The following is a 20,523-nucleotide window of genomic DNA, read 5'->3' as shown; positions in this document are numbered from 1 at the left end:
GGAGGGAGACGTGCCGCAACGCATTTTAGTTCTCGGTGCCAGTGGCTACATTGGTCAGCATCTGGTGCGCACACTCAGCCAGCAAGGGCATCAGATCCTGGCGGCGGCACGTCATGTCAACAGGCTTGCAAAGCTGCAACTGGCAAACGTCAGTTGCCATAAAGTCGATCTCAGCTGGCCGGATAACCTTCCGGCCCTGTTGCAGGATATCGATACCGTCTATTTTCTGGTGCACAGCATGGGCGAAGGCGGCGATTTTATCGCTCAGGAGCGCCAGGTGGCTCTCAACGTCCGCGATGCGCTACGCGAAGTCCCTGTTAAGCAATTAATCTTCCTCAGTTCGTTGCAGGCCCCGCCACATGAGCAGTCTGACCATCTGCGCGCCCGTCAGGCTACGGCGGATATTCTTCGTGAAGCGGGTGTCCCGGTGACCGAATTGCGTGCCGGAATAATCGTTGGCGCAGGTTCAGCGGCGTTCGAAGTCATGCGCGATATGGTCTACAACCTACCAGTGTTAACGCCGCCACGCTGGGTTCGTTCACGCACCACGCCCATCGCGCTGGAAAACTTGCTGCACTATCTGGTGGCGCTGTTAGATCATCCGGCCAGCGAACATCGCATCTTCGAAGCCGCCGGACCAGAAGTGCTCAGTTATCAGCAACAGTTTGAACATTTTATGGCGGTGAGCGGTAAGCGCCGCTGGTTGATCCCCATCCCCTTTCCGACCCGCTGGATTTCGGTGTGGTTTCTCAATGTGATTACTTCCGTACCGCCCACCACCGCCAAAGCGTTGATTCAGGGGCTGAAACACGATCTGCTGGCAGATGACACCGCGTTACGTGCACTCATCCCACAACGGCTGATTGCTTTCGATGACGCGGTACGTCGCACCCTGAAAGAGGAAGAAAAGCTGGTCAACTCCAGCGACTGGGGATACGACGCTCAGGCCTTTGCCCGCTGGCGACCGGAGTACGGTTATTTCGCCAAACAGGCGGGGTTTACCGTTAAAACGTCCGCCAGCCTTGCGGCTTTATGGCAGGTGGTGAATCAAATCGGCGGTAAAGAGCGTTATTTCTTTGGCAATATTTTGTGGCAGACACGGGCGTTGATGGACCTTGCGATCGGTCATAAGTTAGCGAAAGGCCGCCCGGAGCGTGAATATTTGCAGACCGGCGATGCGGTGGATAGCTGGAAAGTGATTGTCGTTGAACCGGAAAAACAACTTACGCTGTTATTTGGCATGAAAGCGCCGGGGCTGGGACGACTGTGTTTTACCCTGGAAGATAAAGGCGACTATCGTACTATCGATGTTCGCGCATTCTGGCATCCGCACGGTATGCCGGGGCTGTTTTACTGGTTATTGATGATCCCCGCGCATCTGTTTATTTTTCGCGGAATGGCAAAACAAATCGCCAGACTGGCAGAACAAAGCACAGATTAATCGACAAAACCTACGTTATTCTTTCATGTTTCCCATTGCATCATGGGGGAAATCACGGAAGAATGCGCACGTCATTTTCTCAACAACAGTGGATTGATATGAAGGTACTGGTTACCGGCGCCACCAGCGGCTTAGGTCGAAACGCGGTAGAGTTTTTATGCCAGAAAGGCATCAGCGTGCGAGCGACCGGTCGCAACGAGGCAATGGGTAAATTGCTGGAAAAAATGGGCGCAGAGTTTGTTCCGGCGGATCTGACCGAGCTGGTCTCATCACAAGCTAAAGTGATGCTCGCGGGCATTGATACGCTGTGGCACTGCTCCAGCTTTACCTCGCCCTGGGGGACACAACAGGCTTTCGATCTGGCTAACGTTCGCGCCACTCGCCGCCTGGGTGAATGGGCTGTCGCCTGGGGTGTGCGTAACTTTATTCATATCTCTTCCCCCTCCCTGTACTTCGATTATCACCACCATCGCGATATTAAAGAAGATTTTCGCCCTCACCGCTTCGCCAACGAGTTTGCCCGCAGCAAAGCAGCCAGCGAAGAGGTGATCAATATGCTTTCGCAGGCGAATCCACAAACGCGCTTTACTATTCTGCGCCCACAAAGTCTGTTCGGACCGCACGATAAAGTCTTTATTCCCCGTCTGGCGCATATGATGCACCACTACGGCAGCATTCTGTTACCGCACGGCGGCAGTGCGCTGGTGGATATGACCTACTATGAAAATGCCGTGCACGCCATGTGGCTGGCAAGCCAGGAAGCCTGCGATAAGCTACCTTCCGGGCGTGTGTACAACATCACCAATGGCGAGCATCGCACACTGCGCAGCATCGTGCAGAAGCTGATCGACGAGTTGAATATTGACTGTCGTATTCGTTCCGTCCCCTACCCGATGCTGGATATGATCGCCCGCAGCATGGAGCGTTTAGGCCGCAAGTCAGCAAAAGAGCCGCCGCTGACCCACTACGGCGTCTCCAAGTTGAATTTTGACTTTACGCTGGATATTACGCGTGCGCAGGAAGAGTTAGGTTATCAACCAGTCCTCACCCTGGATGAAGGTATCGAGAAAACTGCCGCCTGGCTACGCGACCACGGAAAACTGCCGCGCTAATCCTGCCCGTATTTCTCCAGCAACGCTTCGGCAATCGCCTGAGTTTCTGCATCCGCTTCGCCGTTGTATAACGTCGGGCGGAAATGCATCTGGAACGCCATAATCACGCGCCGCTGCTCGCGCGGTGTCATATCAGGTTTAACGTCATAACCGTAGCGCGCCAAAAGCTCCAGCAATGACGCGGTATCTACCGGTGTGTGCGGCGCGCGCCCGGCAAGGTAAAAGTTCACCCGCTGCGCATCCGGCCAGGCACCAATCCCCTGCTGCGCCAGTTGTTGCCAGGGGAATAACGGCCCCGGATCGTCTTTGCGCTGCGGCGCAATATCCGCATGCGCTACTACGTTTTCCGGCTTGATGTGATAACGGGCAATAATATCTTTCGCCAGCGGAATAAGCGCCTGAATCTGTGCCTGTTCAAACGGGGCAAAATATTTCACTCCGGATGATTTCTGCCAGCCACGGTTTTCCAGCTCAATGCCAATAGAGGTGTCGTTAAGGCGCGTTGCCCCGCGCCAGGCGCTAATCCCCGCATGCCAGGCCAGCTCCTGTTCCGGCACCAGTTGCCAGATGCGCGGTTTACCGTTGTATCGCGGTGGCACAGCAGGCACCAGATAATGCGAACTGACCTGCTTATCGGTCAGTGTCGCCAGCGAGCTATCAAAATCATCTGCGGTGTAGTGGATAACCAGCACTTTAATGCGCGGATACGCCGCCTGCGCCTGGCGTCGGGTATCAAGCTGATATCCCTCTTTCTCGACAATGCCCTTTTCGCCGGCACACCCTGCCAGTAACAGAGCGGCGGCGACCAGCCAGAAGACTCTTCTCATCGACGCGTTTTCACCGCCGTACCGCTGACGCTAACCATCAGCATACTGCCATTTTGCCCGACCGTTTCGTAGTCGATATCAATACCGACTACGGCATCAGCCCCCAGCGCCCGGGCCTGATCGCCGAGCTCCTCAAAGGCAATCTCCCGCGCTTTACGCAATTCTTTTTCATAAGCCCCGGAGCGTCCGCCAACGATATCGCGGATACCGGCAAAGAAATCACGGAAAATATTGGCACCTAAAATCGCTTCGCCGGTCACCACACCGCAATATTCGACGATGGTCTGGCCTTCCAGAGTTGGGGTTGTAGAAAATTGCATGATCGATCTCCTTGTTTGTTAAGCCTTCGATCTCTAAAGCATTATCGGACTGATATGCCATGTTGGGAAGAAGGTTTTGATCAGTTTAGGAAATCATCTCATTGTGTCAAAAACAGGTACATAAGCCTGTACAATTATCCGTTGCATAACCCGATATTAGTTTTATTATGGAGCACCGCTTACCTGTCGTATTATGTAGTACCAGCAACATTAATGAGTGGGAAGAGTCAACTTATATTGTAAATGATTCCTAAAGTCTTCCCCATCTTGCGCCTGAGGTATATATCTCTGGATTGCTTTTTGGTCAGCCGCCGCAAAACAAGAAAGTAATAAGATCTCAATGCTTTTGTCATTAATATAAGCGAAGATCATTCTTGCAAATTCGTATATAAACGCCCGATCCTGAGCGCTTAATAGTTTAATACAATATTTATTTTTAAGAGAATAAAGTATTTCAAGAAAAGCATCCGCAGCAACCTTCACGTTATTACCGGCGATCATATTATATATATCTCTTGCACAGATAGAGTACAGAGATAGTAAACAGCCATACAAATAATCATTTATTAATTCTTTTGTCCATTTTACTGGCAACCATGGTTTTATCTTGACACCATGCATACTACAGTCATGAAAAAGACATTTACTGAAATTAACTCTTATCATATCAACATTGAAAAAATGGCAGTTAATAAATTTTAAAGAATGAGTATTCACATTGTTAATTTTAACGGTTCTAAACGAAACGTTTTTGAATACATTGTTTACTATATTGCTATTTGTTATTTTAACATCACCTAAACTGCCGTTTTCAAAACAACATTTTTTCAATATGCTTTCATTCACAACAGTGTGTGATAAATAGAGATTACTTATGTTTTGCTTTATTAATGCCACATCATTAAAATGACTATATTTAATAAAGCAACCATCATTGAGTAGTGTTTTAAGATTGACTAAATTAGTTGCATCTTCACATACCATCGTGGCAACTGGAACAGGCAACGACATGAAAACTTCTTCATTCACCATCAAGTGGATCATGCATTGCGTTCCCTTTGTCATATCCACACTTACGCTACAAATATCGTTGTAATGCGCAGAGTGCATTTCAGGAAACAGATTAAACACGGTATCTTGAAAGGCACTAAATCGTGTTAATAAATCCTGATAATGAACAGGTCTTGTTTCAAAATTATCATCAGCAAATCCAAGCACTATTGCATGCTCTACATCTAACGCAGTTTCAAATGACTCTTCTTCTGTAAAATCATTATTTAAAACCTCACCTGACGTATTTTCACTGTCATAAAAAGTACCCATCAATGCGATATTGTTTGTTACAGCGTCTTTTTCGATATTCTCACTAATTACATATCGCCTGCTATAATCATAAAAATGAATAAACGCATCCTTTATAAAGGATATATATTGCTCTTTGTTAAAGTCAATACGACTGTATAATTTTTCAAAAATCACATTCGCAATCTTACTACCCATAGTATGCCTGTATAATAATGGGTGCGATTCAATCGTAAAATACTTGTCTAATTGATGTTGTAATTTATTCTCATAGTCTAGTGGGAAAAGAAATTTTTGTCTTTCAAGTTTCCCATTCGATACATTACGTATTCCAATGGTAATTCTTTCATTACCCACTTTTATTTCAACTTCGTTATCTTCTGATTTGCCAAGATATTTTTTAACATCAATCTCGAAAGCATTACTAAAAAATATATTAAATTGATAATTCGCTGATGGAATATTTTCCGCTAGCAACTCATCATTTTTTATGAGATCACTATCAGCATTTATTGCTAATATCAGATGCAAGTAGATGGTGTCCCATGTAGACAACTCACCCTTACGACTGGAATTTAATATCGCGAAAAATTCCTTCAGTGAATCGAGGAAATTATCACTTTGATTCAGTTGTGTGCCTGGAAATGATGATGCTTGATCAGATATATTGTTTATCATATTAAAAATCACCCAAGGGAAAAGATATTCCACTGAACTCCTCGTGCTTTATTATTATAAAAGCACAACGCATTTATACTCATATTAATTAACGAAACACTGATACAGTTTGATTTATTCTTCGCTCAAACTCATTAGCTTAAATTCTTTACCCACAACTGTAGCATATATAATATTATCAAAAGTCAAAGCTGGGACTATCAAATTTCGCTCATTTTCAAAAATACAATGTGATTTTAGCAATCATCTTAATCGCAGGATCTCTTATTGCATGTGAAAAATTCTGTAATGATTAGACAATAACCGCGTTCATTTATCACGCGTTATAAATGTGAAACTGGCTTCTTGCAGATGCTCTTAACCTCTACAGGAGGATTTATCCCGCCATTTCAGAACTATCATATTTACCTTAAATGATCATTTCAGCCATATAACACGCTCAACCTCACAAATGGTTTACACTGTCTATTGTTTGGGTAATTTAAGTAAGTCAGCTACGAGCAACCTTGAGTGGGTAGCCAGCAATGGACTCAAACCCAATCAGGTGTTCAGATTGTTTCAGAATTGTATTAAAAACAATGTATTAAATAATCTGATAACGTTTGGTCGTAGTGTGACGCAGACAGCAAGCTAATAAGGAAATGATTATGCGCTACCGTTCACTATCTCTACTTATTCCATGTGCACTGCTGCTGAGTGCCTGTACCACCGTCACGCCAGCTTATAAAGATAACGGCCTCCGCACCGGTTCCTGTGTCCAGGGTGGCCCTGACAGCGTGGCTCAACAATTCTATGACTACCGCATTCAACATCGCAGCAATGACATTACCGCCCTGCGCCCCTATTTGAGTGACAAACTGGCAACCCTACTTAGCGATGCCAGCCGCAATAACAGTCATCGTGAATTGTTAAGCAGCGATCCGTTCTCCAGTCGAACCACCTTGCCAGACAGCGCCCACGTTGCCAGTGCATCGACTATCCCTAATCGTGATGCCCGTAACATTCCATTGCGCGTGGATCTCAAACAGGGTGACCAGGGCTGGCAGGATGAAGTGTTAATGATTCAGGAAGGCCAGTGTTGGGTCATCGACGATGTGCGCTACTTAGGCGGTAGCGTTCATGCCACATCGGGTACGCTCCGTCAGTCCATCGAGAATCGCTAACGCCTTGATCAACCAATAAACCCCGTAAATTGTCCGGCATTTCGTGAGGAATGCCGACATTTATGCTCGCCGACCACCGCCCCCGTTATTTTGTGCTATGTTTATTGAATAATGCGCTTTGCTTTTAACTTTTAAAGCAGAAATATTGCATAATTATTCTGTCAAAGGTACTATCTTCGACCTCAATAGCTATCAGACTGCCAGTATACGAGTGTCAATGAGTATTCAATTAAACGGCATTAATTGCTTCTACGGCGCGCATCAGGCGCTGTTCGATATCACGCTGGATTGCCCACAGGGCGAAACGCTGGTGTTACTTGGCCCCAGCGGCGCGGGTAAAAGCTCGCTGCTGCGTGTACTCAATCTGCTTGAGATGCCGCGCTCCGGTACGCTCAACATTGCAGGCAACCATTTCGATTTCACCAAAACACCCTCTGACAAAGCGATTCGCGATTTGCGTCGTAACGTTGGCATGGTGTTTCAGCAATACAACCTGTGGCCGCATCTGACCGTGCAGCAAAACCTGATTGAAGCGCCCTGCCGTGTACTGGGGTTGAGCAAAGATCAGGCGCTGACCCGTGCAGAAAAACTGCTGGAACGTCTGCGTCTCAAACCTTATAGCGATCGTTACCCGCTGCATCTTTCTGGTGGTCAGCAGCAGCGTGTTGCTATTGCCCGTGCGTTGATGATGGAACCGCAGGTACTGCTGTTCGATGAACCGACCGCCGCACTGGACCCGGAAATTACGGCACAAATCGTCAGCATCATTCGTGAGTTGGCAGAAACGAATATTACCCAGGTGATCGTCACCCACGAAGTTGAAGTGGCGCGTAAAACCGCCAGCCGAGTAGTGTATATGGAAAACGGTCATATAGTAGAACAAGGCGACGCGAGCTGCTTTACCGAGCCGCAAACCGAAGCATTTAAAAACTATCTCTCTCACTAATATTCGGGATAACAACAATGAAAAAAGTTCTGATTGCCGCGTTAATTGCAGGTTTTAGTCTTTCCGCCACAGCTGCCGAAACTATTCGTTTTGCTACCGAAGCCTCCTATCCTCCGTTTGAATCGATTGATGCAAACAACCAGATCGTTGGTTTTGACGTCGACCTGGCACAGGCACTGTGTAAAGAGATTGATGCAACCTGTACTTTCTCTAACCAGGCGTTTGACAGCCTGATCCCAAGCCTGAAATTCCGTCGCGTAGAAGCAGTGATGGCGGGCATGGATATCACTCCGGAGCGTGAAAAGCAGGTGCTGTTTACCACGCCGTACTATGACAACTCTGCCCTGTTTGTGGGTCAGCAAGGCAAATACACCAGTGTTGATCAGCTGAAAGGCAAAAAAGTCGGCGTTCAGAACGGGACGACACACCAGAAGTTCATTATGGATAAGCACCCGGAAATCACCACCGTTCCGTATGACAGCTACCAGAACGCAAAACTGGATCTGCAAAACGGTCGTATCGACAGCGTATTCGGTGACACTGCAGTGGTCACCGAGTGGCTGAAAGACAACCCGAAACTGGCGGCAGTGGGCGATAAAGTGACCGATAAAGATTATTTCGGTACTGGCCTCGGCATCGCGGTACGTCAGGGCAACACTGAACTGCAGCAGAAACTCAACACTGCGCTGGAAAAAGTGAAGAAAGATGGCACTTACGAAACCATCTATAACAAATGGTTCCAGAAGTAATTCCTGATGAATGAATTTTTTCCTTTAGCAAGCGCCGCCGGGATGACCGTCGGCCTTGCCGTTTGTGCATTGATTGTCGGGCTGGCGCTGGCGATGTTCTTTGCGGTATGGGAGTCTGCAAAATGGCGTCCTGTCGCGTGGGCAGGTTCAGCGCTGGTAACCATTCTGCGTGGCCTGCCAGAAATTCTGGTGGTGCTGTTTATCTATTTTGGCTCCTCGCAGCTGCTGCTGACGCTTTCGGATGGCTTCACTATCAATCTTGGGTTCGTGCAGATCCCGGTGCAGATGGACATTGAGAACTTCGACGTTAGCCCGTTCCTTTGTGGTGTCATCGCTCTGTCGCTGCTGTATGCCGCCTATGCCTCGCAAACGCTGCGCGGCGCGTTGAAAGCGGTGCCGATGGGTCAGTGGGAATCCGGCCAGGCGCTGGGGCTGTCGAAATCGGCTATCTTTTTCCGTCTGGTGATGCCGCAGATGTGGCGTCATGCGCTGCCTGGCCTCGGTAACCAGTGGCTGGTGCTGCTGAAAGATACCGCGCTGGTCAGTTTGATTAGTGTGAATGATTTAATGCTACAAACTAAAAGCATTGCTACTCGTACCCAGGAACCATTTACCTGGTATATTGTGGCGGCGGCGATTTACCTGGTGATCACCCTGCTCAGTCAGTACATTCTCAAACGCATTGACCTGCGCGCGACACGTTTTGAGCGGAGGCCCAGCTAATGTTTGAGTATTTACCCGAACTGATGAAAGGGCTGCACACCAGCCTGACGCTAACCGTTGCCTCGCTGATTGTGGCACTGATTCTGGCATTGATTTTTACCATCATCCTGACGCTGAAAACGCCGGTACTGGTGTGGCTGGTGCGGGGTTATATTACGCTGTTTACCGGTACGCCGCTGCTGGTGCAGATCTTCCTGATTTATTACGGGCCGGGCCAGTTCCCGACGTTGCAGGAGTATCCGGCACTGTGGCATTTGCTGTCAGAACCGTGGCTGTGTGCGCTGATTGCGTTGTCGCTGAACAGTGCGGCGTATACCACGCAGCTGTTTTACGGTGCAATTCGTGCGATCCCGGAAGGTCAGTGGCAGTCCTGTAGCGCTCTGGGAATGAGCAAAAAAGATACGCTGGCGATCCTGCTGCCGTATGCCTTTAAACGCTCGCTCTCTTCTTATTCCAACGAAGTGGTGCTGGTGTTCAAAAGTACCTCTCTGGCTTACACCATTACGCTGATGGAAGTGATGGGCTACAGCCAGTTGTTGTACGGACGCACCTACGATGTAATGGTGTTCGGTGCGGCAGGGATTATTTACCTGGTCGTTAACGGCCTGCTGACGCTGATGATGCGTCTGATCGAGCGTAAAGCGCTGGCATTCGAACGGCGGAATTAATGTGGCTGCGTGCTGATGCCGGATGCGTCGTGGACGTCTTACCCGACCTGCATAATGCATAAGATCTTATAATGAAGACGGGCAACCAACTAAGTTGTCCGTCTTTTTTAATTCCATGCAAATTATTTAATCATATTTATTGCATATAAATTCACTTGATGGCATTGTTATCCCATGCCGCAGACACGGCCAAAAATCATAAGATTGACAGACGGGAGTTCCATCATGAAAAAGTTAGTTCTTGCCGCATTACTTGCTTCCTTTACTTTCGGTGCTTCTGCCGCAGAGAAAATCAATTTTGGCGTTTCAGCCACCTATCCACCCTTTGAATCTATAGGTGCTAATAATGAGATTGTCGGCTTTGATATCGACCTGGCAAAAGCCTTGTGCAAACAAATGCAGGCAGAATGTACTTTTACTAATCACGCGTTCGACAGCCTGATCCCGTCACTGAAATTCAGAAAATATGACGCCGTAATCTCCGGTATGGATATCACGCCGGAGCGTAGCAAACAGGTATCGTTTACCACGCCCTACTATGAAAACTCAGCCGTCGTGATTGCCAAAAAAGATACCTACAAAACGTTTGCCGATCTGAAAGGCAAACGTATTGGGATGGAAAACGGCACCACGCACCAGAAATATATTCAGGATCAGCACCCGGAAGTGAAAACTGTCTCCTATGACAGTTATCAGAATGCCTTTATCGACCTGAAAAATGGTCGTATTGATGGGGTATTTGGTGACACAGCGGTGGTAAACGAATGGCTGAAAACCAATCCACAACTGGGCGTTGCGACTGAGAAAGTGACCGATCCGCAGTACTTCGGCACCGGCCTGGGTATCGCTGTACGTCCGGATAACAAAGCTCTGCTGGAAAAACTGAATAATGCGCTGGCAGCAATTAAAGCTGACGGTACATATCAGAAAATCAATGACCAGTGGTTCCCGCAGTAAGATTCAGAAAGCCGCACCTGCGGCTTTTTTATTGCTTCACCAGCAGCGTCAGCACTTCATAGTGCGCGGTGTGCGGGAACATATCAAAAAGCTGTACCCGTTCGATGCGGTAACCTGGCAGTTCGCGGATATCTTTCGCCATGGTTTGGGCGTTACAGCTGGAGTAGATAATAAAACGCGGTGCCATCGTTGAGAGATAATCACATAGCGGTTTACCAATGCCGCGGCGCGGCGGGTTAACCAGCACCAGCTCAGGCACTTCCCCCTGGGCGGTGGCAAACTGAGTGGAGTCCAGCGCCTGAAATTGCAAACGCGTTAAGCCCAGTTCAGCGGCTGACTGCTTCGCACAGGCAATGGCCTCTGGTGCAATTTCGATCCCGGTTAACTGCATGTCAGGCGTCGCGCAGTGTAAACCAAAGCCCCCCACGCCACAGAACAGATCCCACATATGTTTAACTGGCAGCTGCCGTACCCAGTCGCGCGCGGTAGCGTACAGCTGGCTGGCGACCGCCGGATTAGTCTGGAAGAAACTTTGCGGACGGATCCACAGCGGTACGTCATTAAAACGCTCTGCCAGCGCCTGTTGTTCAGTCAGGTAGATCTCCGTCTCCCCTTCCATAATCGCCATATGTACCGGCTGAATATTGACGGTAATAACTTTCAGCTGCGGTAGTTGTTCCTGTAACCACGGCAGCGCCTTACGCAGTTGCGCCAGCTTGGTATCAGAACGCAGTACAAAGCGCAGCATCATGCCGCCATCGCTCTGGCTTTCAGTCAGCAGAATGTATTTCAGTTCGCCACGCTTACGCGCCACGTTGTAGGGCGTTAACCCCGCTCGGGCGATAAACGGTTTTAGCGCCGCAAAAACGGGCGCAAATGAGGCAGGATAAAGCGGGCAGTCACAAAGGTCTTCCGGTGTGCCGTCTCGATGCAGCATACCGAGCAGTGGTTTTTCAACGCTACCACTCACCACCATTTTGGCTTTATTACGAAACCCTTGTTCCGGGCCTGACACTGGCGCACACCATTCCCCAACCGGAAAATCGGCGAGCAGATTTTTAAGATCGGCGGTTTTAGCGGAGAGTTGCTCAGGAATCGGCTGCGTTATCCACTGACAGGAACGACAGCGACCCGCGTCGTAAAGTGCGCACTGCATACATTGACCTTCACATCATCAGGGGCGACGATTATACACATTATTGCAACTGGAAGAACCGCCGACTGGTCGAGGGAACGAACAGCAGCATCAGGATGAGCATATCCGGCAGCTTCTGCAGCATCAGGCTATGGAAGATTTCACGTTTTGATTCACCGGGAATGCTGAACAGCTCCGGATAACCATACCCCAGCGAAGCCGCCCACAAGTAACTTGCGGCCGTGATTTGTGTCAACAGATACAGCCAGCGCGCCCAGCGACGCCCTTTCACCAGTGAAAACGCACACCAGATCTCAATAAAAACCAACACCAGACTGCTTAAAAAGACCAGCGTTAGACTCCAGGTTTGTACGCTGCGATGAATGAACTCGCCAATACCGCGCACGCCCAGCGTATTGAAAATCATCAGCACGTCGAGGCCACGGATCATAATAATGGCGAGCGCCGCCACCTGCACCAGCGCAGGCACATTCAGGCGAGCATGAGATGAAGATGTTTTCTTAAAAAATCCCAACGTTTCGTCTTCCATGAAAACAATGCCGCGACATGCGCGGCATTATGTAGCCAGGTTGGCAAATTTTAGTGTCTTCAGCCACGTCTTGCACGCTGGATGTCGCGTATCCGCTGTTTTTCTGCGCGAGCCATCAAATACCAGGCGATAAATCCGACAATTCCGACCGCACCGAGGATCAATGTTGCCAGGGCGTTGATTTCCGGATTCACCCCCATCCGCACGCTAGAAAAGACCAGCATCGGTAACGTGGTGGCTCCCGGCCCGGAAACAAAGCTGGCGATAACCAGATCATCAAGCGACAAAGTAAAAGCCAGTAACCAGCCAGAAATGATCGCGGGCATGATCATCGGTAGCGTAATGACGAAAAACACTTTCAGTGGCGTCGCACCAAGATCCATCGCTGCTTCTTCTATCGAGCTATCCAGTTCCCGCAGACGCGACGAAATAACGACTGCCACATAAGCCGTACAGAAAGTGACATGCGCCAGCCAGATGGTGAGCATACCGCGGTCCGCAGGCCAGCCAATGGCATGAGCAAGCGCGACGAATAACAACAATAGCGACAAGCCCGTGATGACATCTGGCATCACCAGCGGCGCGGTGATCATAAAGGCAAAACCATTTGATCCGCGAAACCTGCCAAAGCGCACCAGCACCACCGCCGCAATCGTCCCGAGGATCGCCGCCGCCGTCGCCGCACAGGCCGCAATTGTCAGGCTTAAACCAACCGCACTCATCATCGCGTCATCGCGCAATAATTCGCCATACCAGCGCGTTGACCAGCCGGCCCACACCGTCACCAGCTTCGAGCTGTTGAATGAATAGATCACCAGCATCAGCATTGGCGCGTAGAGAAAGGTGAAGCCCAGCAGCAAAATCACAATCCGCCAGGGCGAACGAACTACCGGTAAATTATTCATCCGTGTTCTCCCACGCTTTTTTGCTGGTGTTTGTGGAACCACATTATCGGCACAATTAGCAGCAGCAACATGATGATCGCCACTGCCGAGGCCACCGGCCAGTCGCGATTATTGAAAAACTCTTGCCATAGCACGCGCCCTATCATGATGCTGTCCGGGCCACCGAGCAGTTCCGGGATCACAAACTCGCCCACAGCCGGGATAAATACCAGCATCGATCCGGCAATAATCCCCCCTTTGGTCAGCGGCACGATCACAGTAAAGAACGTTTTCAGCGGTCGTGCACCGAGATCCAGTGCTGCTTCCACCAGCGAATAATCAATACGAATCAACGCGGTATAAATCGGCAGCACCATAAACGGCACGTAGGCGTAAACAATGCCAATATAAACTGCCAGATTGGTATGAAGAATTGTCAGCGGTTGATCGATAACCCCCAGCCACAGCAGAAAGTTATTCAGCACGCCGTTATTTTTTAATATTCCCATCCAGGCGTAGACACGAATCAGAAACGAGGTCCACGACGGCAGGATCACCAGTAGTAATAAGATATTACGGGTCGAAGGCTTACTGTGCGCCACCGCCCACGCCAGCGGATAGCCGATCAGTAAACAGCAAATAGTCGAAATCGCCGCCACCTGTAACGACTGGAGATAAGCATCGAAATAGAGCGGATCGTCAGTCAGTTGCAGAAAATTACCGAGATTAAGAGTGATGGAAAGTTGCCCGTCAGCCCACTCCATCAGTTCGGTATAAGGTGGAATAGCGCGCGCCATCTCCGCCAGGCTTATTTTAAAGACAATCAGAAATGGCAGCAGAAACAGCAGGATTAGCCAGATATACGGCAGCGCAATCACCAGTTTGCGCCCATGCTTCATTTGCAGCTGCGACAACCACAGCTTAAATCCGCCCGGCGGTTTCGACTGGGCAGCAGGTTCAAGTGTACTCATTTTTGCTCCTTAAACCGTCAGCACCACACAGCTGTCCACTTCCCAGCACAAACGCACTTCATCGCCCCAGGTCGGTAACCCTTTACGATGACGATGGGCGTTTTGTAGCTGGGCGCTAATCATTTGCCCACTTTTCAGACGAACGTGATACACCGAAAGATCGCCGAGATAGGCAATGTGTATCACCTCCCCCACCGCAAAATTGTAGCCGTCAGCAGGCGGTTGATCGCAAAGCATGATTTTTTCCGGGCGAAGCGCCACATGCACCGGCACGTTATCGACCACCGAAGCATCTACATCGACTTTCAGTGGATGCACCAGCCCCGGCGAATAAAGCACCAGACCATCTTCCTGGCGCTCTTTGAGTACACATTCAAAGACATTAACCGAGCCAATAAATTCAGCGCTATAGCGGGTGGTCGGATGCTCATAGATCTCTTCCGGTTCGCCAATCTGGACAAATTTCCCACGATTCATAATGGCGATGCGCCCCGCCATGGTCATCGCCTCTTCCTGATCGTGAGTAACCATCACGCAGGTCACACCGACACGCTCCAGAATATCCACCACTTCAAGCTGCATCCGGTCACGCAGCTTTTTATCCAGCGCGCCCATAGGCTCATCGAGCAGTAATAGTTTCGGGCGCTTGGCAAGGCTTCGGGCCAGTGCCACACGCTGTCGCTGACCGCCGGAAAGCTGATGCGGTTTGCGTTTGGCGAACTCCTGCATATGCACCAGGCCGAGCATCTCATTGACCCGGCTGGCAATTTCCGCTTTCGGTAGTTTGTCCTGTTTCAGGCCAAAAGCGATGTTCTGTTCCACGGTCATATGCGGAAACAGCGCGTAAGACTGAAACATCATATTGATGGGGCGCAGGTAAGGCGGAACCTGTGACAAATCGACGCCATCGAGCATAATCTGCCCGGCAGAAGGTTGTTCGAAACCTGCCAGCATACGCAGCAGCGTGGACTTGCCACAGCCGGATGCGCCCAGCAGCGCGAAGATTTCGCCTTTATAGATGGTCAGGCTGACATCATCGACCGCATGCTGACCATCGTAAGATTTAGTCAGATTACGGATTTCTAATAGCGGCGTCAGCGCCTTACGGGTTTTCGCCTGCGGGCGAGGGATAGCGTCATTCACGGCTGCTCTCCGGCATTGAATGTGTGCAAGCGCACCATAATGGTGCGAATTGCCGGCGGGCGTGGTGCGCCCGTCCGGCATCTACGACTGCGGATTATTTTCCGCTCTTCACTTTGGTCCACGCGCGGGTGCGCACACGGTCTATTTTTGGATCCTGCACTTTCAGAGTGAACAACTTCGCACGAACGTCCGCCGGAGGATAAATCCCTGGATTATCACGGACTTCCGCGCTTACCAGCGGCGTAGCTTCTTTGTTCGCATTGGCATAGAACACATGGTCAGAAATATGCGCCACCACATCCGGGCGCAGCAGGTAATTCAGGAATTGATAGGCTTCGTCTTTATTTTTGGCATCCGCAGGCATGGCGAAGACATCAAAGAACGCCATCGCCCCTTCTTTCGGAATCGAGAACGAGACATTAACGCCATTCTTCGCTTCCTTCGCGCGGTTTGACGCCTGCCAGACATCGCCCGCCCAGCCAATAGCGACGCAGATATCGCCGTTCGCCAGGTCGTTAATGTATTGAGATGAATGGAAATAACGAATGTTCGGGCGCAGCTTTAACAGCAGATCGGTTGCCGGTCCGGTGTAATCATCCGCTTTAGTGCTGTTGGGATCTTTGCCGAGATAATTCAGCACGGTAGCAAACACTTCTTCCGGTGCATCAAGGAAAGAGACGCCGCAGCTTTTCAGTTTTTCCAGATTTTCAGGTTTGAGGATCAAGTCCCAGCTATCGACGGGCGCGTTTTCGCCCAGCACCGCTTTGACTTTATCGACGTTATAGCCAATCCCGGTTGTCGCCCACATATAGGGCATAGCAAATTTATTATCCGGGTCGTGTTTGGCAACCAACTTCAGCAGTTCCGGGTCGAGATTCTTCCACTCCGGCAATTTGCTTTTATCCAGCGGCTGGAAAACTCCCGCAGTCAACTGGCGTTCAAGAAAGCTTGCTGACGGCACCACCAGGTCAAAGCCGGTGCTACCCGCCATTAATTTGCCTTCCAGTACTTCGTTAGAGTCGAAAACATCGTAGACGACTTTAATACCGGTTTCTTTTTCAAAATTGGCCACCGTGTCCGGGGCGATATAATCAGACCAGTTATAAATGTGGAGTGTTTTTTGTTCAGCCGCGAGCGTGCCGACAGAGACGGCCATCAGAGCACCCGCAACCAGACCCGATAGCCATTTTTTATTTAAGGCGGTCATATCTCTTTCCTTCTGAAAGTTCGTTAACAAACGAACAAAAGTTGTCACACTGAAAGATATGCAATAAACGTGCATATTTTTTATCGGCGCGGTGTAAGAAAAGAGAACTCTCTCCCGGCCAGCACTGCTCGCTATATAAAAGCATCGCAAGAATAACTTTAGCCAGGGTTTGAGACTATAGCTCGGATTAAAAAACGGTATTTAACAAATTTTTATGCGTATTTGCTCTATGTGATAAAGCCAAATCGGCACAAGAGAAGTGAAATAATCTTTAAGAAAAGGTTAAAAACAGCAGATAATTTTGCAGCACGCAGTCACTGCGGCAGCGACTGCGTACTCGAAAGGAGTTATCAGTGGAGGAAATAGTTTTCGGTAACGTTGTTTTGCCCTTCATCGTCAGTCGGTAACAGCAGTTGATGGGCATTAGCTTCAAGAATGACCATCGAAATCTGCTCTTCGCTCTGACGCACGAACCATGCAAACTGCTCATAGGTTACGCCCTGCATAACGGATAAAGACTGGCAAACCACCAGCTTTGGCAGATTATCATCCTGCATATCAAGAAATGCTTTCACGGTCAGCGAACTGGCATTGATGGCAGATAAATCCGCCGCCAGCGGCAATACGGCTGAAGGTCGGACTTCCGCCATGGCAGAAAACAGGATCGTGTTATCGATCAGATCGATTTTGGCATCAAAGACACCGTCGAAATTCTGCATATGGGGCAGATGCAGAGCCTGACAGTTATCACATTCAAAAAAACTCATCCCCAGGTCATCGAGCCATTGACGCAGCGTATCCAGACCAGGAACGACCAGCGATGTCATAATTTTGTACAACCTCTTTCGATAAAAAGACCGGCACAGCTTACGCAAAAAGCGCAGGCAAAACCATGATCAGTAATGTGATTGCGACTAACCACCCGTTTTCAGGCAATATTCTGTCGTAGCGTGGCGTTCGATCCAGCGGATCATTTTACCCGCGATGTCGATACCGGTGGTTTTTTCTATTCCTTCCAGCCCCGGCGACGCATTCACTTCCATCACCAACGGCCCGCGATTAGCACGCAGAATATCCACACCAGCAACGTCCAGCGCCATCGTTCGCGCGGCTTTTATCGCGATTTCACGCTCCTGTGGTGTGATACTGGCGACGCTTGCCGCGCCGCCACGATGCAAATTGGAACGAAAATCGCCCTCTTTCGCCCGCCGTTCAATCGCAGCGACTACTTCATCGCCAACAACCAGACAGCGGATATCGCACCCTTGCGCCTCTTTGATATATTCCTGCACCAGAATATGCGCGTTCAGACCGCGGAAAGCGTCAATCACGCTTTCCGCCGCCTGACGCGTCTCCGCCAGCACGACGCCAATTCCCTGCGTGCCTTCAACCAGCTTGACCACCAGCGGCGCACCACCGACCATGTCGATTAAATCGCTGGTATCATCCGGCGAATGCGCAATGCCCGTGACAGGCAGGTCGATGCCCTGACGCGCCAGCAGTTGCATGGAACGCAATTTGTCACGCGCCCGGGCAATGGCGACCGACTCATTGAGCGGATAGCTCCCCAGCATCTCGAACTGGCGCAGTGCCGCCGTCCCATAAAAGGTAATGGCGGTGCCAATACGCGGGATCACTGCGTCAAAATGGGGTAACTTGCGGCCTTTGTAGTGAATAGAAGACGCCGCAGGATTTATGTTCATGTAGCAAGAAAGCGGATCAAGAATTTCAACCAGGTGACCGCGCTGTATAGCGGCTTCACGCAGCCGCTTACACGAATAGAGCGTTCCATCCCGGGACAATATGGCAATTTTCACCCTGCACCTCTCTGTCAGACCTGGTCAAAAGCCCGCGTATCATACATCGATGTGGCGGTTTTAGCGCGTCGCCCAACCCTGTTTGTGCAAATAATCCAGAATAAATGGGCGGCTTTCTTTAATGATTGTTCGGCGGATATGATCGCTCCAGGTATCCCGGCGATTATTGCTGCCACGGGTGAGGTAATATTCCGCCAGTTGCTCGTCATACTGCGCCAGTGCGTCTTTATCCAGCGGTTGATAGTTGTTTTCATGCACCAAAATGGAGGCCGGTAAACGCGGCTTAAGATCCGGATTATCCGCAGGCCAGCCAAGGCACAGCCCAAACAGCGGCAGAACATGCTGCGGTAATTTCAGCAGCTCCGTCACCGCTTCAATATTATTGCGCAGGCCGCCGATATATACCCCGCCCAATCCCAGCGATTCCGCTGCGGTTAACGCATTCTGCGCCATCATTGCCGTATCAACGACACCGAGCAACAGTTGTTCCGCCAGGCCAAGTTGTGCATCCGGACAGATCTGTAAATGGCGGTTAAAGTCGGCACAGAACACCCAGAATTCCGCCGCTTGCGCTACGTGTTTTTGCCCGCCGGTCAGCGTCACCAGTTCATCACGTAACGCTTTGTCGGTAATGCGAATAATGCTACTGCACTGCAAAAAACTGGAACTGGACGTCGCACGGGCGCTGTTAATAATCGCCTCACGCTGCGCTTCGGAAATGGGTTCATCAGTGAAATGGCGAATGGAGCGATGGCCACAAATAAGTTCAATGGTTGGCGTCATTATCTTTTTCTCTTTCTGAACGTGAATATTGCGGTGGACGGTTCATCAGCTGTGGGGCAAGACGTTTTGCCACCTGAAGAATAACCACCACCGCAGCGGGAAGCATGAGCAAAACACCGAGAAAAATCATCAGAATCTGCACTTCTGGCCGAGAAAATGGCTCAGGCAGCGACAGGGAGCCGCTTACCGACAGCAGCGCCACCGCCAGCAACATCATTCCGATAAATTCCAGTATCAACACGCTTTTAGGCAATTTACCGATCGCGCGCATACGCTTCCCTCTGCAAAGTGAGCCTTCAGTCTAAAACTTTTCACTGTATTGTGTTTAACAGTTATAGCTTTTAGCAATTAATGCAACAGGTTAAACCTACTTTCAGCGAATACATTTTAGCGTGATCATTACAGGCATAAATCTATGAGGAGAGAAATAATGCAAACCGTTATTTTTGGTCGTCCGGGTTGCCCTTACTGTGTGCGTGCAAAAGATCTGGCTGAGAAATTGAGCAATGAACGCGATGATTTTCAGTATCAGTATGTTGATATTCGTGCGGAAGGGATCACTAAAGAAGATCTACAACAAAAGGCAGGTAAACCCGTAGAAACCGTGCCGCAGATTTTTGTCGATCAGCAACATATCGGCGGCTATACCGATTTTGCTGCATGGGTGAAAGAGAATCTGGACGCCTGATCGTCTGACAAGCCCTCGCGTTGAGGGCTTTATTGATTTTTTCTGTGCTGTGGTTTAAACAAACTACTGATAAATAAGAAACACAGTGCCCCCAGCGCACACCAGAACACCGCACTTAATAACCATGCCAGCTCTTGCCAGAATGAGCGCGTCGGTGAAAAAAACAGCCGCATAATAAGCATTGAACAGGGTGCCGCCAGCATTGCGCCAAACAGAGGTTTCAGGACTTCTCTACGCTGTGAAAAGAAGCTGGCAACTGCTCCAGGAAGAATGAAAAACAGCAAGCCGATTTCAGGATGCCCGGCAGCCCGAAAAGCGCCTTTCATGTGCGTCGCCAGAAAAAGGCACACCACAATGAAGAGGACAAAACAGCAGATTGCCCCCGCCCAACGTTGTTTATGTTTCACTCGTTCCTCCTGACACTGCGTCTATCGAACACATTTTTCGCCAGTGTGGCGT

The 20,523-nt window shown here is 49.7% G+C and carries 22 protein-coding genes and 1 pseudogene; 9 read left to right on the top strand and 14 right to left on the bottom strand.

What is annotated here, in order from left to right; genetic code table 11:
- Nucleotides 1-10: 10 nt before the first annotated feature.
- Both ACJHX3_RS11140 and ACJHX3_RS11135 read left to right on the top strand, forming a co-directional pair.
- On the top strand, nucleotides 11-1,441 hold the full coding sequence (locus ACJHX3_RS11140) for an SDR family oxidoreductase (protein ID WP_094308415.1): 1,431 nt from the start codon (nucleotides 11-13) through the stop codon (nucleotides 1,439-1,441).
- A gap of 98 nt (nucleotides 1,442-1,539) precedes the next feature.
- Nucleotides 1,540-2,553 (top strand): NAD-dependent epimerase/dehydratase family protein, encoded by a 1,014-nt coding sequence (locus ACJHX3_RS11135; RefSeq protein ID WP_001305933.1) that lies wholly within the window; start codon nucleotides 1,540-1,542, stop codon nucleotides 2,551-2,553.
- On the opposite strand, the gene amiD is transcribed toward ACJHX3_RS11135, so the two are convergent.
- From amiD to ACJHX3_RS11120, 3 genes and pseudogenes are all read right to left on the bottom strand, one after another.
- A complete protein-coding gene (gene amiD, locus ACJHX3_RS11130; protein ID WP_001550894.1) occupies nucleotides 2,550-3,380 on the bottom strand; it encodes an N-acetylmuramoyl-L-alanine amidase AmiD in 831 nt (276 codons plus the stop codon). The two genes, ACJHX3_RS11135 and amiD, sit on opposite strands and share 4 nt — an antisense overlap.
- Complete coding sequence (locus ACJHX3_RS11125) at nucleotides 3,377-3,700, bottom strand: heavy metal-binding domain-containing protein (RefSeq protein WP_001160731.1); 324 nt, start codon at nucleotides 3,698-3,700, stop codon at nucleotides 3,377-3,379. Before ACJHX3_RS11125 ends, amiD begins: the two co-directional genes overlap by 4 nt.
- Before the next feature lie 774 nt (nucleotides 3,701-4,474).
- Nucleotides 4,475-5,713, bottom strand: a pseudogene (locus tag ACJHX3_RS11120) (pentapeptide repeat-containing protein); the annotation flags it as partial.
- A gap of 614 nt (nucleotides 5,714-6,327) precedes the next feature.
- Here ACJHX3_RS11120 and ACJHX3_RS11115 point away from each other — a divergent pair.
- From ACJHX3_RS11115 to artJ, 6 genes are all read left to right on the top strand, one after another.
- Nucleotides 6,328-6,843, top strand: coding sequence for a lipoprotein (locus ACJHX3_RS11115; RefSeq protein ID WP_001578049.1), 516 nt, complete (start codon nucleotides 6,328-6,330; stop codon nucleotides 6,841-6,843).
- Nucleotides 6,844-7,060: 217 nt separating this feature from the next.
- Entirely contained in the window at nucleotides 7,061-7,789 is a 729-nt protein-coding gene (artP, locus tag ACJHX3_RS11110; protein WP_000027208.1) for an arginine ABC transporter ATP-binding protein ArtP, read from the top strand.
- A 17-nt stretch (nucleotides 7,790-7,806) separates the two neighbouring features.
- Complete coding sequence (gene artI / locus ACJHX3_RS11105) at nucleotides 7,807-8,538, top strand: arginine ABC transporter substrate-binding protein ArtI (RefSeq protein ID WP_000756575.1); 732 nt, start codon at nucleotides 7,807-7,809, stop codon at nucleotides 8,536-8,538.
- A 6-nt stretch (nucleotides 8,539-8,544) separates the two neighbouring features.
- Nucleotides 8,545-9,261, top strand: coding sequence for an arginine ABC transporter permease ArtQ (artQ, locus tag ACJHX3_RS11100; RefSeq protein WP_001001688.1), 717 nt, complete (start codon nucleotides 8,545-8,547; stop codon nucleotides 9,259-9,261).
- Entirely contained in the window at nucleotides 9,261-9,929 is a 669-nt protein-coding gene (gene artM, locus ACJHX3_RS11095) for an arginine ABC transporter permease ArtM (RefSeq protein WP_000464491.1), read from the top strand. Before artQ ends, artM begins: the two co-directional genes overlap by 1 nt.
- Nucleotides 9,930-10,154: 225 nt before the next feature.
- Nucleotides 10,155-10,886, top strand: a complete 732-nt coding sequence (gene artJ / locus ACJHX3_RS11090; RefSeq protein WP_001295905.1) for an arginine ABC transporter substrate-binding protein ArtJ — start codon at nucleotides 10,155-10,157, stop codon at nucleotides 10,884-10,886.
- A gap of 28 nt (nucleotides 10,887-10,914) precedes the next feature.
- Here the strand turns inward: artJ and rlmC are convergent, their stop codons facing one another.
- From rlmC to ACJHX3_RS11040, 10 genes are all read right to left on the bottom strand, one after another.
- Nucleotides 10,915-12,042 (bottom strand): 23S rRNA (uracil(747)-C(5))-methyltransferase RlmC, encoded by a 1,128-nt coding sequence (gene rlmC, locus ACJHX3_RS11085; RefSeq protein ID WP_025210341.1) that lies wholly within the window; start codon nucleotides 12,040-12,042, stop codon nucleotides 10,915-10,917.
- A gap of 40 nt (nucleotides 12,043-12,082) precedes the next feature.
- Nucleotides 12,083-12,571, bottom strand: a complete 489-nt coding sequence (locus ACJHX3_RS11080; RefSeq protein WP_000389260.1) for a YbjO family protein — start codon at nucleotides 12,569-12,571, stop codon at nucleotides 12,083-12,085.
- A 59-nt stretch (nucleotides 12,572-12,630) separates the two neighbouring features.
- Complete coding sequence (potI, locus tag ACJHX3_RS11075; RefSeq protein ID WP_001061665.1) at nucleotides 12,631-13,476, bottom strand: putrescine ABC transporter permease PotI; 846 nt, start codon at nucleotides 13,474-13,476, stop codon at nucleotides 12,631-12,633.
- Entirely contained in the window at nucleotides 13,473-14,426 is a 954-nt protein-coding gene (gene potH, locus ACJHX3_RS11070; RefSeq protein ID WP_000105436.1) for a putrescine ABC transporter permease PotH, read from the bottom strand. Before potH ends, potI begins: the two co-directional genes overlap by 4 nt.
- 9 nt (nucleotides 14,427-14,435) lie before the next feature.
- Nucleotides 14,436-15,569 carry a putrescine ABC transporter ATP-binding subunit PotG gene (potG, locus tag ACJHX3_RS11065; protein ID WP_000996002.1) on the bottom strand — a complete coding sequence of 378 codons (1,134 nt, stop codon included), beginning with the start codon at nucleotides 15,567-15,569 and terminating at the stop codon, nucleotides 14,436-14,438.
- A gap of 94 nt (nucleotides 15,570-15,663) precedes the next feature.
- On the bottom strand, nucleotides 15,664-16,776 hold the full coding sequence (gene potF / locus ACJHX3_RS11060) for a spermidine/putrescine ABC transporter substrate-binding protein PotF (RefSeq protein ID WP_000126075.1): 1,113 nt from the start codon (nucleotides 16,774-16,776) through the stop codon (nucleotides 15,664-15,666).
- 350 nt (nucleotides 16,777-17,126) lie between these two features.
- Nucleotides 17,127-17,603 (bottom strand): YbjN domain-containing protein, encoded by a 477-nt coding sequence (locus tag ACJHX3_RS11055; protein ID WP_000203025.1) that lies wholly within the window; start codon nucleotides 17,601-17,603, stop codon nucleotides 17,127-17,129.
- 87 nt (nucleotides 17,604-17,690) lie between these two features.
- Entirely contained in the window at nucleotides 17,691-18,593 is a 903-nt protein-coding gene (gene rimK, locus ACJHX3_RS11050; RefSeq protein WP_000684321.1) for a 30S ribosomal protein S6--L-glutamate ligase, read from the bottom strand.
- A gap of 60 nt (nucleotides 18,594-18,653) precedes the next feature.
- A complete protein-coding gene (gene nfsA, locus ACJHX3_RS11045; protein ID WP_000189139.1) occupies nucleotides 18,654-19,376 on the bottom strand; it encodes a nitroreductase NfsA in 723 nt (240 codons plus the stop codon).
- Nucleotides 19,360-19,647, bottom strand: a complete 288-nt coding sequence (locus tag ACJHX3_RS11040) for a DUF1418 family protein (RefSeq protein WP_001201580.1) — start codon at nucleotides 19,645-19,647, stop codon at nucleotides 19,360-19,362. Before ACJHX3_RS11040 ends, nfsA begins: the two co-directional genes overlap by 17 nt.
- 159 nt (nucleotides 19,648-19,806) lie before the next feature.
- Here ACJHX3_RS11040 and grxA point away from each other — a divergent pair, with 159 nt between their 5' ends.
- Entirely contained in the window at nucleotides 19,807-20,064 is a 258-nt protein-coding gene (grxA, locus tag ACJHX3_RS11035) for a glutaredoxin 1 (protein ID WP_001195231.1), read from the top strand.
- Between the two features lie 29 nt (nucleotides 20,065-20,093).
- Here grxA and ACJHX3_RS11030 read toward each other — a convergent pair whose 3' ends face one another.
- A complete protein-coding gene (locus ACJHX3_RS11030; protein WP_000681108.1) occupies nucleotides 20,094-20,471 on the bottom strand; it encodes an inner membrane protein YbjM in 378 nt (125 codons plus the stop codon).
- Nucleotides 20,472-20,523: the final 52 nt, after the last annotated feature.

The sequence above is a fragment of the Escherichia sp. WS1265 genome (assembly GCF_046487585.1).
GTDB classification, from domain to species: Bacteria; Pseudomonadota; Gammaproteobacteria; order Enterobacterales; family Enterobacteriaceae; genus Escherichia; species Escherichia coli.
This window is presented reverse-complemented; position numbering and strand designations above follow the sequence as displayed.